Here is a 14,156-nt window from a genome sequence, read left to right on the forward strand (position 1 = left end):
GTCACTCCTTAGTTGGACTCGCCCACCAGGGCGCGGCAGAAATCTTTGGCATTAAACTCCTGCAGGTCATCGACCTGCTCGCCCACGCCCACGCGCAGGATCGGGAGCTTGAGCTTCTCGGCCACGGCCATGGCGATACCGCCCTTTGCCGTGCCGTCGAGCTTAGTCATGATAATACCGTCCAGACCCAGCGCCTCATTAAACTCGAGCGCCTGGTTCAGGCCGTTTTGGCCCGTCGCGGCATCGATCACGAGGACGACCGAGACGGGCATGGGGCCGGCGGCCATATTGGCGGCGCGTTTACGCGTCACGTTGACCACCTTGGCAAGCTCGCGCATGAGCTCGGGGCTCGTGTGCAGACGACCGGCGGTGTCGATGAGCACCAGGTCGCTGCCGCGCTTATCGGCCTCGTCGAGTACGTCGTAGCAAACGCTTGCCGGGTCTGAGCCGCGGTCGCGCTTTATGACGGGGACGCCGGCGCGCTGGCCCCACACATCGAGCTGTTCGATGGCGGCAGCGCGGAAGGTATCGGCCGAGCCGATCACGACGTTCTTGCCACGGGCAGCCATGGCGCTCGCGATCTTGCCGACCGTAGTGGTCTTGCCGGCACCGTTGATGCCCACAAACAGCACGCAGCTCGGCGTGTCGGCGAACGGATCGCGCTCGACGGGTACAAAATGCTGCTCGAGCTGCTCGGCCAGGGCCCGACGGAGTTGCGGGGCGGTCTTGAGGTTCTTCTTGGCCGCGGCATCGCGCAGGTCGTCGGAGACCTGGATGGCGACCTCGGCACCCATGTCACCCATGACGAGGGTGTCCTCTAGGTCCTCCCAAAAATCCTCGTCGACCTCGCCGCCAAAGTAAAAGACCTCGTTGAGGGCCTCGCGGCTACGCTCAAGTCCGCGCGAGAGAGCATCGAAGAATCCCATTATGCGTCCACGACCTTTCCGGTTTCGCGATCGAGTTTTTGCGAGACGACGCGACTGACGCCGTCAGCTTGCATCGAGACGCCGTAGAGGACGTCAGCGTCCTCCATAGTACGGCGCTGATGCGAGATAACCAAGAGCTGCGTATCGGAACGCAGCACGTCGAGCGCGCCGATGAGCTTGGACAGGTTGGCGTCATCGAGCGCCGCCTCGACCTCGTCCAGCACATAGAACGGCACCGTACGCGTGCGATACACGGCAAAGAGCAGGGCGAGCGCCGTCAGGCTCTTCTCGCCGCCCGACATGAGCATCATCTTGGTGATGCGCTTGCCGCGCGGCTGCGCCACGACCTCGATGCCCGTCTCGGCCGGATGCTCAGGGTCGGTCATCTCCAGATGCGCCTGGCCACCCGGGAACAGCATGGCGAAGATCTCGCGGAAGTTCGCATCGACCTTTTCGAAGGTCACCAGGAAGGCTTTACGCATCTTACGGTCGATGGCCACGGTAATCTTGGTGAGCGCCTTGCGCGCGCTCTCCAGATCGGCCAGCTGCTCCTCGATGTAATCGGCGCGGCGCTTGAGCTGCTCGTACTCCTCCATGGCAACCTGGTTCACAGGGCCCAGGTTGTTGATCTGGCGCACGAGCTGGTTGAGCTCGCGCTCGGCGGCGTCGCGGTCGGTGGGAGCAGGAAGCATGAGCGCTTCCTCAAGCACCGTGGTGCCATCGGCGGTAATGGCCTTGATGGCCGCCTCTACCTGCACCTCGAGCTTGCCGCGCGCGACCTTGAACTCGTTTTGTGTCGCCGTGGCGGCATCGACCCGCTCCTTGGCGCGGGAGACCTCGGCCTTGGCATCCTCGATGGTTTTCTTGAGCGAAGCCGAGTCTGCCTCCTCGAGTGAGGCCTGGTCACGCAGGCGCGCAGCCCAATCAGATGCACGCTCCAGCAGGGCCGAATAGCGCTCGTGCATGGGATCGACACGCAGGCGCAGCAGCTCGAGCGAGCGCGAAGCCTGACGTGTTCCGCGGATACGGCGGTCAATGCCCTCCAGGCGATGCTCCAGATCGGGCACGCGGCCCTTCAACGAACGCAGGCGCTCACTCGTCTGGGCCAGGCGCACCTTGGCATCGGCGAGCTTACCGGCTGCCTCGGAATCGTCACGGCGCACGCGATCGAGCTCGTCGTTGGCTTCGGCAATCTGGAGACCCAGGTCGCTTGCCTGCGCACGGGCCTCGTCGCGCGAACGGGTGAGCTCGTCAACGCGCGGGCGCGCGGCGTTCACGGCCTCGGCCGCCTGCTCGCGGCGCCTGGAAATGCGCGCACGCTCGACCTCGGCGTTGTTGGCGCTTTGCTCCAGGCGGCCAATCTCGGAGAGCAGCGAGCGACGCTCGCCCTCAAGACGGGCGATCTCGCCGGCGGCATCACCCTCGGCGGCACGCGCCTCCTCGACGGCCGCATTGGCCTCGATAACCTGGTTCGACACATGCTCAAAAACGGCAGCCAAATCGGGCTCCAGGCCTTCGAGCTCGCGAATGCGGCGCTTCCGCTCCAGGGCACCCGAGGCCTCGCCGGCATCGAGCCCCACGCGCACCAGGCCACCAAAGCTCACGCGAGCGCCATCGGGCGTCACATAGGTCACACCGTCAACGACTGGCGCCGCCAGCGCACAAGGCAAGTCATCGACCACGTAATAGCCGCCGAGCAGTGCCTCGACAATCGGGCCATAACCGGAACGCACGGACAGGCGATCAACCAGACGCGAACCGGCAGCGCCCTCGGCAGCAGCAGAGCCGCTCACAGCACGCGCCACCAGCAGTGCCTCGCCCGAGGCCTTCTTTTGGTCCAAAGCCGCACGACCGGCACGCTCAAGCGAGGCGGCGTCATCAAACAACAGGGCATCGATATCGCCGGCAAGCAGCTGCTCGACCAGGCCCTCAAGCTCACGCGGCGCCTCGAGCACGTCGCCCAGACGGCCCGTTACGTCATCGCCCAATGCCCCTACCAGACGGCTCACCAACGGCGAGCTATCGGCCATACGGGCATCGAGCTTCTTTTGGCTCGCAAGCTCAGAGCGCACCTCGGACAGCTTGTTGCGCGACTCGCTCTCACGGGCGCGCAAGTCCTTCAACGCCGCACGGGCGACCTCGGTGGCCTGGCGCGCATCGGCCTGAGCTTGGCGAGCCTGATCGAGCGCGCCGTCGAGCTCCTCGGCGCGGTCGCGACGGCTCTCGAGCGAGGCCGTGACCTCCTCGAGCTGCTCGTCAATCTGCTCCAGGCGCGAGGCGTACATGTTGTCCTCGACCTCGGCATTGCTCAGCGAGTCTTTCACCTTGGCAAGCTCGAGCGCAGCCTTGTCGGCCACGCGCTGCATATCGCGTTGCTCGCGCGTAAGCTGCGAAATCTGATTGTCGAGCGCAACACGGCGCTCGTGGAGCTCGGCGGCGGCAGGGCCGGCGGCGTCAACGTCGTCCTGGGCCTGCATGTGTGCACCGGTCACTTCCTCTAGCTGGGCACGTGCATCCTCGAGCTCCTCGACCACGCGACGACGCTGATGCTCGGAGCTCGAAATCTGGCCGCGCATATCGGACAGGCGCGACACCATATTGTGGCCCTTTTCCTCGAGCAGGCGCATATCGGAGTTAATACGGCCGACCACATCTTGCATATGACGGCGCTGCTCGCCCAAGTCACCCACAAACAGGCCCTTTTCCTCGAGCATCACCTGGAGCTTCTCGAGCTCGCGCTCCTTTTCGCCCAAGCGGTACTGTGCAAGCTCCAGCTCGGCGGCACCCTCTTTGGAACGGCTCTCCAGATCGTTCCACTGCGACTGCAGCGAACGAAGCTCGTCAACGGCCAGCATCTGCGTAAGCTCGTTCGCGCGCGAGGACAGCTCTTTGTACTTGCGCGCGCGATCGACCTGACGCTCCAACGGTCGCAGCTGACGGGCAATCTCCTTATTGATGTCGCGGGCACGAGTAAGGTGCTCGTCCATCGACTTAATCTTTTTGAGCGCACGCTCCTTGCGGCGCTTGTGCTTGGAAATGCCGGCAGCCTCCTCGATAAGGACGCGGCGCTCCTCGGGACGACTCTGCAAAATGGCATCGAGCTTGCCCTGGCTGATAATGGAATGCGTATCCTTGCCCAAGCCCGAATCGTGCAAAATGTCCTGGATATCCATCAGGCGGCACGGACTCGAATTGATGAGGTATTCGCTCTCGCCCGAACGATACATGCGGCGGGTGATGGCAACCTCATCAAAGTCGACAGGCAGCACATGGTCCGAGTTATCGAGCACCAGCGTGACCTCGGCAACGCCCACCGGTTTGCGCGCCGACGAGCCCGAGAAGATGACGTCCTCCATGGCCTGGCCGCGCAGCTGCTTGGCGCTCTGCTCACCCAGTACCCACAGAATCGAATCGGAGATATTCGATTTTCCCGAGCCGTTAGGACCGACGATGACGGTCAGGCCCGGCTCAAACGTCATATGGGCGCGGTCGGCAAACGACTTGAACCCTTTGAGCGTAAGGGACTTGAGATACACGGTTCCTCGCTTAAACGGGCTTCTTGTTGAGAATCACACCGTTGGTGGTGTAACCCATGCGGTCGAGCGCCTCGAGTGCAGCGGCTCCCTCGGCCTCTTTCTTAGAGGCGCCGGTGCCGCGGCCCTGACGGATACCGTCGACAAGCACCACGGCGGTAAAGGTGGGCGCATGTGCCGGGCCCTCGGAGCCTACCAGCTTGTATGCCGGGGGCTCGTGACCGTCTGCCTGCACGCACTCCTGCAAGAACGACTTGGGGTTCGCGGGGTGCTCGGCACGCTCGGAGGCCAAATGGGGCTTAAGCGTGCGATGGATGAACTCCGCCGCCGCATCCCAGCCGGCATCGAGGTACAACGCACCCACGAGCGACTCATAGACGTTCTCGAGCGCCGAGTTAAGGCCGCGCGCGCCGGTACCGGTCTCGGAGGCGCCAAAGATGATGATGTCGTCGATGCCTAGCTCGTGCGAAACCTCGGACAGCGTGGCACCCGAAACAAGCGATACCTTCAGACGCGTGAGCTTGCCTTCATCGAACTCGGGATAAGACTCAAAGAGCGAACGGGCAACCACGGCGCCCAGAATGGAGTCACCCAAAAACTCAAGCCGCTCATAGCTGGCAGAGACCGGCTGCCCCTCTACTGCCGAGGGGTGGGTGAGCGCCGCGCGTAGCAGCACCTTGTTATTAAACTCATGGCCCAGGATTTCCTGAGCGCGCGTGAGTCGTTGAGATAAAGCCAAGACCTAGGCCTCCCTGGCGTTTTCGATAGCGTCGACGGCGTCGGCAACGGAGGTGAGCGACAACAGGGTCTCGTCATCGATCTCGAGGTCAAACTCGTCCTCGATGGCCGTCACCAGCTGCAGGCGCTCGAGCGAATTGGCATCGAGGTCGTCAAAAGTCGTCTCATCACTGATCTCGGCAACGTCAACACCCAGCACGTCGGCAGCGACCTCGGCGATCTTGTCAAAGATTTCGGAGCGATCCATAGCGCATCCTCTCATAAGTCGTGGAATACAATGTGTCGCGCGGGCGGAAGCCGCATTGCAGCACGGCTCCGATTCTACCCCACGATGCATAGCTTGAGCCACGTAACGGAGCTCTTGCTAAACGATACCTTCCATGGAATTGGCAATGCTTTCGATAAGCCCGGCTCGAACGGCCTGAGCGGCGGCGAGCGTACCGTTTTTAACGGCTTCGGCCGACGTGGCGCCATGGCCAATCAAAACGACGCCGCGAAGGCCCAGCAGGATCGCGCCGCCCTTGGCATCGCCCGAGAGCTTGGCTTTAATCTGGCGCATCTGCTTTTTGATGAGCAGCGCGGCGATCTTGGTACCGAGCGAAGACATAAAGGCGCCCTTGAGCTCTTGCAGCAAAAACTTGGCAGCGCCCTCGGTTGCCTTGAGCGCAATATTGCCCGACATGCCGTCGGCGACCACAACGTCAAAATTGCCCGACGTAAGATCGGTGCCCTCGCAGTTGCCCACAAAACCGGGGACCGCGGCTTTCATAGCCGGGAAGCACGCCTTGGTAAAGTTAGAACCCTTCTCGTCCTCGGTGCCGTTGCCAAGCAGGCCCACACGCGGATGTTCGATGCCCAGGACCACGCGGGCATAGGCTGCACCCATCTGGGCAAAGCGAACCATGTCGTCGACCTCGACATCGGGGTTGGCCCCCATGTCACACAGTACCGTAAGGCCACCGGCACGGTTGGGCAGCGCATTGGTGAGACATGGACGCACCGGCTGCTTCTTACCCTCTACCAAATATCTAAACGGCGTCACGTAGGCGGTGGCGGCAGCCGTCATGGCGCCGGTCGACCCCGCGGAGAAAAACGCGTCCGCGTTGCCCTTCTTAATAGCACGGCAGGCAAGCACGATCGAAGACTTACGCTTGGTCATCACGGCGCGGATGGGATCGTCGTCCATGGCGATGACATCGGGGGCCTCCAGAGCCTCCACGCGCGCGTGCGCCGCGGCAAAGGGGTTGACGATATCGGCGGGGCCAACAGCAATGACCTCGATATCGGGATCGGCGGCAAGTGCGGCCTCAATACCGTCGAGGACAACTTGGGGCTTCTCGTCTCCGCCCACAACGTCTACACAAACGCGAACGTTACTCATTTCAAGTGCTCCTTATACAAAAATGGCCGACTCATTGAGCCGGCCATTGTGGTTCCAGTTGGAACGGCATCGTATCCAGAGTATACAGTTACTCGGTAACGATAACCTCGCGGTCCTTGTAGAAACCGCAGCTGGGGCACACGTGGTGCGGGAGCTTGACAGCGCCGCAACGGGGGCACGTGGACTGAGCCGCAGCCGAGATCTTCATGTTGGCGGAACGACGGGTATGGGTACGGATACGACCCTGCTTTTGTTTAGGTACGGGCATAGTGACCTTCCTTATGAACTATCCAGTGTGGCGATTACGCGCAAGTAGCGATACTACCACATTTTTACTCATCAAGATTGAGATTCTTCAATGCTGCAAATGGATTTTCCGTGGCAGCGGCCCATTCGGCCTCGGCCTGGGCGGCGCAATCGCATTGCTCGACGTTGAGATTGATGCCGCAGGTGGGGCACAGGCCGCGGCAATCGGGCTTGCAGAGCACCACAAACGGCGTGTCCATGACAACGGCGTCGTTAATGGGCTCCCCCAGATCGACAATGCGGTCCTCGCCCAAAAGCTCGTAACCGTCCTCGTAGGCCTCGGGATCCTCGGGCTCCTCAAAGAGATAGAACTCCTCGATCTCGCCGGCGATATCAAACGAGGCGAGCTCAAGGCAGCGGTCGCATTCGCCGGTGGCGTGCGCTCGAACCATGCCGGAGAGCAGAACACCGGTGCCCGCATTGGTAAAAACCACGTCGTAAGCAATGCCGTCCTGCAGCTGGTACTCCTTCTCGCCCACCGTGTAGGTGGCGACATCGACCTTGCCGGTCAGCGGATACGAGTCTCCGGGAAACTCGAGCTGCTCGGAAAGATCGACGGTAACGCTCGGAAACTCAGCCATTACCACTGACCGTTCTGCTGGGCGGCACCCTCGTTGAGCTGCTGACGGCAACGGGTAACGGTGCCGGTCAGGCTCTTGAGGTTCTCCTCGAGATGCGTAAAGACCTGCTCGGCATAATCCTCGGCCGCATAGCGCGTCTCGCGCTCGTACTGCTGGGCACGATCACGGATATCGTCGGCCTGCTGCTGCGCCAAGCGGACGATCTCCTGCTCACCGGCAATGGTGAGTGCCTGCTGCTGAGCATCGGCAATGATGGAATCGGCCTGAGCGGCGGCGGAAGCCATAAGCTCGTCGCGCTCCTTGAGGATGCGACGGGACTTCTGCCACTCCTCGGGATAGCTCATACGGATCTCGTCAAGGATGTTAAAGAAGACGTCGGCATCGATAACCTTCATCTGGGCATTCTTGCCGAACGGCGTCTTAGCCTCTTCGATGAGCCCCTCGAGCTCCTCGACAAGGCTCACGATCCTGTCGCCAGGAAAATTCTCGCCCGGCATCCGGTCTCCTTTCATAGGTAACATGTCATCGTGTTAGTTTACCACATGCCATCAGGCAATATGAAACGTCACGAAAAGCGATGTTTAAGCGCTTCGACCACATTGGGCGGCACAAACGTCGACACATCGCTTCCGAGCGATGCGATCTGACGAACCACCGAGCTAGAGATATAGCCGTACTGCGGCGCACTCATGACAAAAATGGACTCAAGCTCGTTGTCCAGGCGATAGTTGAGGTCCGCCTGCTGCAGCTCGTACTCAAAGTCGGTCATGGCGCGCAGGCCCTTGACCACAGCACCCGCACCCTGCTCACGGGCAAAATCGACCAACAGGCCGGTAAAGGGCAGTACCTCGACACCGTCAATATCGCCCAGGGCCTCGCGGGCCAACGCCACGCGCTCATCGAGCATAAAGGTGGTGCCCACGCCGTTTTTGCCCTGCGACTCCGCCACGGCGACAATCACGCTGGGAAAAATGCGGCGGGCGCGGCGGATTACATCGATGTGACCAAACGTGATGGGGTCAAACGTACCCGGAACGATCACGCGGTTGATAGTGTCATTCATGGGTATCCTCCAAAGGCACGTCCTCGTCAATATCGCTGTCATTAGCATGGTCGCACTCGTCCGCGGCCACCCAACGCAGCAAGTCAACCGAGGTAATGCCGTAGCGTTTCTCTCGCACGGTCTCAAAACCAGCCGGATGAGCGCCCGCATCGCTTGCGGCATGCTCAAACAGGGCAAAGGCCCCTGGTGCCAGCAAGCCCTGCTGGGCAAGATTGCGCAGCAGCTCCTCGACCGGCTCGGCGCCAAAGGCATAGGGTGGATCGAGCAGGACCAGATCAAAGGGGCCGCCCGGAACACGGCCGCGCGAGGCGCTCGCCAACACATCGCCGGTAACGACGCGCCAACGCGAGCGGTCGCGACACAGCGACTCGATATTCTTAGTGATCAGTCGGGCGGCATTGCGATCGATCTCGAACGTGATGAGCGAGCGAGCGCCGCGCGAGAGCATCTCGATTCCCAGGGCACCGGAGCCGCCAAAGGCATCCAGCACGCGAACCTCGTCCAGATCGAAATCGAATGCCGACATGACCATGGACGCACATGCCTCGCGCACGCGGTCGGTCGTGGGACGGGTGACATCGCGCCCACGCGGCTCTTCGATCTTGCGGCCGCGCCATTCACCGCCGATGATTCTCATCCTCCGCTGACCTCCTTGAAGATATGTCGATAACGCGTGGCGACCGCATCGCGCAAGGGACGCGTCGCCACGGAGTCAAGGTTGCAAGCATACCGCAAGAGCTCGACCGCGTCCAAATGGGCCCATTCGATAAGATCCTCGTCGGCGTCCAGGTCCACAAAACGCAGGGTCACACCGCCATGTTGGCGATAACCCAAGATTTCGCCCTCGTGGCGCAAACGCAGGTCCATCTGCGCAAGTGCAAAACCGTCAGAGGTCTTTTCGAGCGCCCGCAGGCGGTCTTGCGCAGCAGACACACCGCCATTGCCCTTGGAATGCGTCATGACCAGGCACGTGCCCGACACGCTGCCGCGGCCCACGCGGCCTCTAAGCTGATGCAGGGCCGCCAAGCCAAAGCGCTCGCCATTCTCGATAACCATGACGGTGGCGTTAGGTACGTCGACGCCCACCTCGACCACCGTAGTCGAGACGAGCACGTCGATCTCGCCGCGCTTAAAGGCGTCGATCACGCGGTCCTTCTCCCCCGCCGGCATGCGGCCGTGAAGACGCTCGACGGAAAGCCCCGGCAATGCCAGACGCAGGCGGTCGAGCTCGGTTGCGGTGTCGTGCAACGGCACGGGCACCGCCACGCGACCTTCATCGTCGCGAGCAATGCCGGGAACGTCTTCCAAATCGTCCGCGGAGTCACTCGGCTCCACAAGCGGGCAGATAACGTAAGCCTGCTGTCCTTGAGCATGCGCCTCGCGAATGGCACCGTAGGCCAGGTCGCGGCTCGACTCGGTGAGCACGCGCGTCGAGACGCCGGCCCCGGGAACGGGGCGATGACGAATGATGGACGTGTCCAGGTCGCCATAGACCGAAAGCGCCAGTGTGCGCGGAATAGGCGTGGCCGTCATAACGAGCAAGTCCGCACCTGGGCCTTTGGCACGCAGGGCATTGCGCTGCCCCACGCCAAACCGATGCTGCTCGTCGATAACGACGAGTGAAAGATGTTTAAACGTTACGTTATCCGAAAGGACCGCATGGGTACCAAAGAGCACATCGAGCTCACCAGACTGCAGCTGTGCATGGATGCGCTCGCGCTCGGCGGCCGGGGTAGCACCCGTCAGGAGCGCCCAGGACATACCGGCCTGCGAGAGCAAAGGGCCGGTCTTATCGGCATATTGACGCGCCAGCACGCCCGTGGGTGCCATGACGCAGGACTGGGTACCCGAATCGGCCGCGACTGCCAGCGCGCAGGCGGCGACGGCGGTCTTGCCGGTACCGACATCGCCCAGCAGCAAGCGGTTCATCACGTGGTCGCCATCGCACATGTCATGCAGGATGTCTTGGAACGCAGCCTCCTGCTCGTCGCTCAGCGAAAACGGCAGGGCCCGCCTAAGCGCCGTCAAATGACCACCCGCGGTATGGGTGTAGGGAACCACCTCGACCATACCGCCGTCGTTGCGCAGACGAAGCGCCAGCTGAAGATAGAGGCATTCCTCATAGGCAAGCCGTGCGCGCGCGATATCGCGCTCGGCCATACTTGAGGGAAAGTGAATCGAACGCAGCGCACGGGCGCTGCTCATAAGGCGGCGCTTGGCGCGCAAGGGCGCGGGAATCGGGTCGAAGGGATTGCCGACAATCTCGAGCGCGCCGCTCACGATACGGCGCATCCAAGCCTGGCTCACACCGTCGCTCACATAGTGAACCGGCAGGATGGTGCCCGCGGCACGCCCGTCCTCGAGCTTCTCGAAATGCGGCGAGGCCATCTGCTTAAAGCCGTAGGCAAATTCGACCTTACCCATCACGGCCAGGCGGTCGCCCTGCTTGAGCTGCTGGGCAATCCAGGGCTGGCGGAAAAAAGCGACTTGCAGCACGCCCGTCTCGTCCACAAGCGAGACCTCGGTAACCTGCATACGCGGGCGGGGCTGCTTTTGAACGATACGATCGACCATGGCGACGATCGTGCACACCGTACCGATAGGCGCCATCTCGATGGACCAGGAGCGTGTAAAGTCCAGATATCGATGAGGGATATGGAGAAGGAGGTCCCCCACCGTCCTAATTCCCAGACGGCGAAGGGCCTCCTCACGTTTACCCGAAACATATTTGAGTCGCGCGATATCCTCGTCGAGCGCATTGCTCTGGGCAAAGCGCTCCGAGACGCGCGGCACGGAGCACAGCTCGGACATGGGCAGATGCCTACTCGATCGAGAAGATCACGGGATAGAGCGGCTGCTCGCCACGATGGGCGTCAATCTCCAGGTCGGGCTGAGCCTCCTCGATGGCGTCGACGATCTCCTGGAAGGCCTCATCGGACAGCTCCTCGCCGGCCAGAATCGTCAGCGCATCGCCCTCCTCTTCCTCCTGCATGCGGTTGATGCAGTCGAGCGTGACCTGCTTCACATCGGAGCCGACCACGTCGATGGAGCCGGCAATGATACCCATGACGTCACCGGAGTGAATCGGAGAGCCGTCAGAGGCGCTGGAATCGCGCACGGCACGGGTGACCTCGCCATCGCGAACCTCGCTGATGGCATCGACCATGGCGGCAACGGCGTCCTCGAGCTCGGAATCGGGCAGCACCGCGAACAGAGCGGAGAACGCCTGCGGAACGGTCTTGGTGGGAACCACGGCGACCTTTTTGTCGGTGCAGGCAGAAGCAGCAGCCTCGGCAGCCATACGGATATTGCCGTTATTGGGCAGGATGATGACCGAAGTCGCGTTGACCTGGTCCACCGCGCCCAGCAGGTCGGCGGTCGAGGGGTTCATGGTCTGGCCACCCGAAACGACTACGTCGACGCCGAGGGACTTGAGGATGTCGGCCTCACCGGAACCGGCGGCAACGGCGACAAAACCCAGGGCCTTGGCGGGCTCGGCGGCCTTTTGCTGGTCCTCGTGGATCTTGGCGGTACGGTCGTGGGCCTCCATCTCCATGTTGTGGATAAAGACCTCGTAGATCTGGCCAAGCTGCAGCATGTGCTCGAGCACCAGGTTGGGGGTATTGGAGTGCACGTGGATCTTGTAGTCGGGGTAGGCGCCCACGAGCAGCTCGCAGTCGCCCATGGAACCCAGGAACTTAAGGCACTCGTCCTCGTCAAACGGGGCGTCGGCCTTAAAGAGGAACTCGTTGCAGTAGCGGAACTCCGAGCCCTCCCAGTCGTCGTTGGCCTCGATCTCGACGCGACCGAGGGCCGCATCGCGGGCAGAGCCAGCGGAATCAAACGTGGTGGAGAAATCCTCGACAACGGTGCTGCGGCCCAGAGCAGCGGCAACGAAGTTTTCCAGGAAAATGGCGAAGCCAAAGGCGCCGGAGTCGACCACGCCGTTCTCCTTCAGAACGGGCAGCAGGTCGGGCGTGCGAGCCACAGACTGGTAGGCCTCGACGACGATGGCGTCGAGCGCGTCCTCGGCCGAGAACTTCTTCTTCTCGCACTCGTCGGCCTTGGTCGAGACGTCGCGCAGGACCGTAAGAATCGTGCCCTCGATGGGCTTGCGGACGGCCTGGAAGGCGACCTTGACGGCGCGACGGAAAGCATGCGCGATGTCGGCAGACGTGATGGGCTCATCGACAGAGACGAGCCCCTCGGCCACGCCGCGCAGGATCTGCGAGGTGATAACGCCGGAGTTGCCGCGGGCGCCCATGAGGGAGCCGTGGGTGATGGCGCCGGCGATGGCCTCCATATCGGCATCGGCGGGAAGGGCGGAAAGCTCCTTGGTCACCGAGGCGAGCGTGAGCGACATGTTGGTGCCGGTGTCGCCGTCGGGCACGGGAAAGACGTTGAGTTTATTGATCTCCTCGGCCTTGTCGGAAACGGCAGCCGCAGCGATCGGAAAACAGGTGCGAATGGTCTTTACAATCATGAGTATTTGAATCTCCGTTTTCGGATGCTAGTTCAGACGGCTCTTGAGCGCGTCGATGTGAATGCCGATCTTAAGGCTGGCGGGATCGATCTGGGCGATCTCCTGCAGGGTGAAAGCAACGGAGCTCGAAAGATTGTGGCAGACGGACTTCATGTTGACGCCGTTCTCGAGCACGACGTGAAGGTCGACCGTAAGGCCGTTCTCGTCGGCGGAGACAAGCACGCCCTTGCGGAGGCGCTGACCGGCAAGCAGGCGCACGCTCTCGGCGCCCTGGAGCTGCTCGGCCATACCGACGACGCCATAGCACGTCATCGCGGCATAACCGGCAATATCGGCAATAACGTCGTTCGAGACGCTCAGGCTGCCGTTAATGGTCTCAGACACAAGAATCTCCTTATCTGGTGCTCGCGGCACCATGTCGTGGGAGCAATCATTGCAATATTCTACAACGACCGCGCCATGTTGAGGTGGTGGGTCGCGGGATTACATCCTCGACACGAAATGTTGATATGGCAACGTTTGCGTTAAGCAATCGCGGTATGAAAAAAACCCGCCGCAAAAGCGACGGGTTTTACAATCTGGCTCCCCGGGTAGGACTCGAACCTACAACAGCGCGGTTAACAGCCGCGTGCTCTACCATTGAGCTACCGAGGAATTTAAAGCCCAGCAGATTGGGCTGAGAAATTCTGGCTCCCCGGGTAGGACTCGAACCTACAACAGCGCGGTTAACAGCCGCGTGCTCTACCATTGAGCTACCGAGGAATAGGTGCATGCTCTCAAGCAACGAAGTTTATTATACGGACGAATCAGCTCAGGGCAAGAACTTTTTTGAGAAATTTTCCGACCCAGTCATTCGGGACGTTCTTAAACGACTAGTCATTCAAGAACGTCCCCAACGACTAATCAACCGGACGCCCAGGGTAGTCTTTCTGAACTGCACCCCAAAACTTGGACGGCTTAAATAAGAACTACGCCGCAAGGGGCTGGTTCCGGAACTCCTCCGGGGTCAGCCCTTTCAGTTTAACCTGCCTTCGCCTCGTGTTCCAATGGGCGACGTACGCGTCCAGGTCCGCCTTGAAGGACTCGAAGTCGGGCCATGTCCTTCCCCGGAAGAACTCGTCCTTCATGTGGCCGAAGACCTGCTC

General features: G+C 61.6%; 14 protein-coding genes and 2 tRNA genes. All 16 read right to left on the minus strand.

Annotated elements, in window-relative coordinates; all coding sequences use genetic code 11:
• Positions 1-8 precede the first annotated feature (8 nt).
• Complete coding sequence (gene ftsY, locus ACTQ1S_RS05835; RefSeq protein ID WP_271807278.1) at positions 9-926, minus strand: signal recognition particle-docking protein FtsY; 918 nt, start codon at positions 924-926, stop codon at positions 9-11.
• Entirely contained in the window at positions 926-4,462 is a 3,537-nt protein-coding gene (smc, locus tag ACTQ1S_RS05840) for a chromosome segregation protein SMC (RefSeq protein ID WP_441547280.1), read from the minus strand. Before smc ends, ftsY begins: the two co-directional genes overlap by 1 nt.
• A gap of 10 nt (positions 4,463-4,472) precedes the next feature.
• The gene (gene rnc / locus ACTQ1S_RS05845; protein ID WP_154515455.1) at positions 4,473-5,198 is read right to left on the minus strand and encodes a ribonuclease III; all 726 of its coding nucleotides are present in this window, start codon (positions 5,196-5,198) and stop codon (positions 4,473-4,475) included.
• Positions 5,199-5,201: 3 nt separating this feature from the next.
• Positions 5,202-5,444, minus strand: coding sequence for an acyl carrier protein (locus ACTQ1S_RS05850; RefSeq protein ID WP_154515452.1), 243 nt, complete (start codon positions 5,442-5,444; stop codon positions 5,202-5,204).
• Between the two features lie 117 nt (positions 5,445-5,561).
• A complete protein-coding gene (gene plsX, locus ACTQ1S_RS05855) occupies positions 5,562-6,578 on the minus strand; it encodes a phosphate acyltransferase PlsX (RefSeq protein WP_441547281.1) in 1,017 nt (338 codons plus the stop codon).
• Between the two features lie 88 nt (positions 6,579-6,666).
• A complete protein-coding gene (gene rpmF / locus ACTQ1S_RS05860; protein ID WP_022094017.1) occupies positions 6,667-6,846 on the minus strand; it encodes a 50S ribosomal protein L32 in 180 nt (59 codons plus the stop codon).
• Between the two features lie 64 nt (positions 6,847-6,910).
• Positions 6,911-7,465, minus strand: a complete 555-nt coding sequence (locus ACTQ1S_RS05865) for a YceD family protein (protein ID WP_154515446.1) — start codon at positions 7,463-7,465, stop codon at positions 6,911-6,913.
• The gene (locus tag ACTQ1S_RS05870; RefSeq protein WP_154515443.1) at positions 7,465-7,962 is read right to left on the minus strand and encodes an ATPase; all 498 of its coding nucleotides are present in this window, start codon (positions 7,960-7,962) and stop codon (positions 7,465-7,467) included. Before ACTQ1S_RS05870 ends, ACTQ1S_RS05865 begins: the two co-directional genes overlap by 1 nt.
• Before the next feature lie 68 nt (positions 7,963-8,030).
• Positions 8,031-8,528, minus strand: a complete 498-nt coding sequence (coaD, locus tag ACTQ1S_RS05875; RefSeq protein WP_154515440.1) for a pantetheine-phosphate adenylyltransferase — start codon at positions 8,526-8,528, stop codon at positions 8,031-8,033.
• Entirely contained in the window at positions 8,521-9,165 is a 645-nt protein-coding gene (gene rsmD, locus ACTQ1S_RS05880) for a 16S rRNA (guanine(966)-N(2))-methyltransferase RsmD (protein ID WP_154515437.1), read from the minus strand. The genes coaD and rsmD overlap by 8 nt, the downstream gene beginning before the upstream one ends.
• Positions 9,162-11,339: an ATP-dependent DNA helicase RecG gene (gene recG, locus ACTQ1S_RS05885; protein WP_441547282.1), complete on the minus strand. Its 2,178-nt coding sequence runs from the start codon at positions 11,337-11,339 to the stop codon at positions 9,162-9,164. Before recG ends, rsmD begins: the two co-directional genes overlap by 4 nt.
• Before the next feature lie 10 nt (positions 11,340-11,349).
• Positions 11,350-13,011, minus strand: a complete 1,662-nt coding sequence (locus ACTQ1S_RS05890) for a DAK2 domain-containing protein (protein ID WP_427794677.1) — start codon at positions 13,009-13,011, stop codon at positions 11,350-11,352.
• Positions 13,012-13,038: 27 nt separating this feature from the next.
• Positions 13,039-13,428 carry an Asp23/Gls24 family envelope stress response protein gene (locus tag ACTQ1S_RS05895; RefSeq protein WP_187361832.1) on the minus strand — a complete coding sequence of 130 codons (390 nt, stop codon included), beginning with the start codon at positions 13,426-13,428 and terminating at the stop codon, positions 13,039-13,041.
• 162 nt (positions 13,429-13,590) lie between these two features.
• Positions 13,591-13,665 (minus strand) — tRNA-Asn (locus ACTQ1S_RS05900).
• 33 nt (positions 13,666-13,698) lie between these two features.
• Positions 13,699-13,773: transfer RNA gene (locus ACTQ1S_RS05905), tRNA-Asn, on the minus strand.
• A gap of 206 nt (positions 13,774-13,979) precedes the next feature.
• The coding region (locus ACTQ1S_RS05910; RefSeq protein ID WP_441547284.1) for an IS3 family transposase at positions 13,980-14,156 on the minus strand (177 nt) is incomplete at its 5' end.

Origin of the sequence: Collinsella sp. LCP21S3_D3 (assembly GCF_052118305.1) — a bacterium.
Taxonomy (GTDB): Bacteria; Actinomycetota; Coriobacteriia; order Coriobacteriales; family Coriobacteriaceae; genus Collinsella.